We start from the raw sequence: 1677 nt of genomic DNA, 5'->3' as shown, positions 1-1677 counted from the left end.
GCTAGATGCTAGATGCTAGGTCAAAGTTTAAAAACTAAGGCAGAAAAAATCAACCAAGTTAGCTTGGTTTAAACCGGTTAAGTTGCATAAGCTGGAGTAACAAATATCTGTTCTAACACTATTTAGAGTTCAGCTAATAGGCTGCTATGAGGGATAAGCGGACGTAATACTATTGTCCGCTTTGTAAAGAATTTATGAAATTTGGTAGGTGGCTTTCCCTCCTTCTATGGAGCTGAAGGTGCCACTTTTACCTACTAGGTTATTTTCATGGCTACTATCAACTATAGTAAATTCGCTTGATGCAATTCCACTCTCAAATCTTCCATCATGTTTTATTGTGAGTAAAACTTGTTCATTGTTTTTATCATATGTAATGGTTTCAAATCCGTTGAACAGAGCATCACCACTTTCGCTGTAGTAAAGCTGATACCTTACTTCGCTATTACCATTAATATCACCTGAGTAAGCTTGTTGTACCAATGCGGCACTCAATTTCTTACCCTTTTCAAATTCTTGTTCAACGGTTTCTTGCCAGTCGGTAATTTGAAATGTACCTTTTAACTCCATAGTTTTTTCCTTTTAATCAACCTAACAAAAAAATGTTACTACGTTATTAGTTGCTTGATATAGTAAAAACGCGACAATAAACAAAAGACTGATCAGATTTGAAAATAAATAATGAAGAAATAAAAGGGGTATTACACCGTCAGGTGAGTGAAGAGAACTATCACTTACGTAGATATTTTCCAAGTGACCTTTTTAATGGGTTTATTGAACAATTTTGGTTTGTGAATTGGAACTTAGAAGAGCAAAAAACTCATACTCAACAAAACTTACCAGATCCAAATTTTCACTTAATTATCAGTAAAGAAGGGGTTAAGTTATTGGGGCCTGTGAGCAAAAAATACTCTTATAAAATGGAAGGGGTAGGACGAATAATAGGTGTGAAATTTGAAACTGGAGCCTTAAAGGAACTTTTACCTCTGCCGATTGAAGATTATGTTAATAAAGAGGTACTAGCCAAAAAGATATTTGGCTTAGATTTCGTAAATAATTTAATATCTTTATATGAACATGAAAACGATTTAGAGGTTATTAGCTATATTCATGATAATCTTGCTTCTTTTGTTCAACCGATCACTAAGTCAAAAGCTATCACTCAAAGTTTGGTCTCATTGATCAAAAATAATGAAAATATTTGTACAGTTAAGCAAGTAGCAAGCTATGCTAACATCTCTTCACGATCTGTTCAGCGATACTTCTCAGAATATGTAGGTCTTAGTCCTAAATGGCTTATACGTAAGTACAGACTTAGTAGGGTTTTAGATGAACTTGAAACCAACTCCGTTAGCATCTTAGATATTGTTACCCAATTGGAATATGTTGATCAATCTCACCTTATTCGAGATTTTAAAGAAATTTTAGGAATAACTCCGAACAGATACAACAAACTAAAGTGAATTTTTATATCCTAGTAGAGTCAATATCGGCTTATGGCACACTCACGAAGTTCTGTTTGGAGCGAGAAGCAGACGGCCAGAAAAACTCGTTTGTAAGCGTCTAGCAAAATGCACCTGCCAGTAACTCGTCAAACCGATTAAACTATTTCTTAATTTCAATTAGGAGATAGCCATGAGAAAAATGCGTAGCCTTGAGCAGTGGCGCAACATTATCGAA

2 protein-coding genes are annotated in these 1677 nt (G+C 34.9%); one reads left to right on the top strand and one right to left on the bottom strand.

Annotated features, from left to right (window positions below):
- Nucleotides 1–192 precede the first annotated feature (192 nt).
- Entirely contained in the window at nucleotides 193–567 is a 375-nt protein-coding gene (locus H5200_RS23075) for a DUF3224 domain-containing protein (protein WP_149980950.1), read from the bottom strand.
- Between the two features lie 98 nt (nucleotides 568–665).
- On the opposite strand from H5200_RS23075, the gene H5200_RS23070 reads away from it, so the two are divergent.
- The gene (locus H5200_RS23070; protein ID WP_182762815.1) at nucleotides 666–1460 is read left to right on the top strand and encodes a helix-turn-helix transcriptional regulator; all 795 of its coding nucleotides are present in this window, start codon (nucleotides 666–668) and stop codon (nucleotides 1458–1460) included.
- Nucleotides 1461–1677 lie beyond the last annotated feature (217 nt).

The organism is Pseudoalteromonas sp. SG43-7, assembly GCF_014164295.1.
In the GTDB taxonomy this organism is placed as follows: domain Bacteria; phylum Pseudomonadota; class Gammaproteobacteria; order Enterobacterales; family Alteromonadaceae; genus Pseudoalteromonas; species Pseudoalteromonas rhizosphaerae.
Note: the sequence above shows the minus strand (reverse complement) of the source record. Positions and strands in the feature narration are given on the sequence as shown.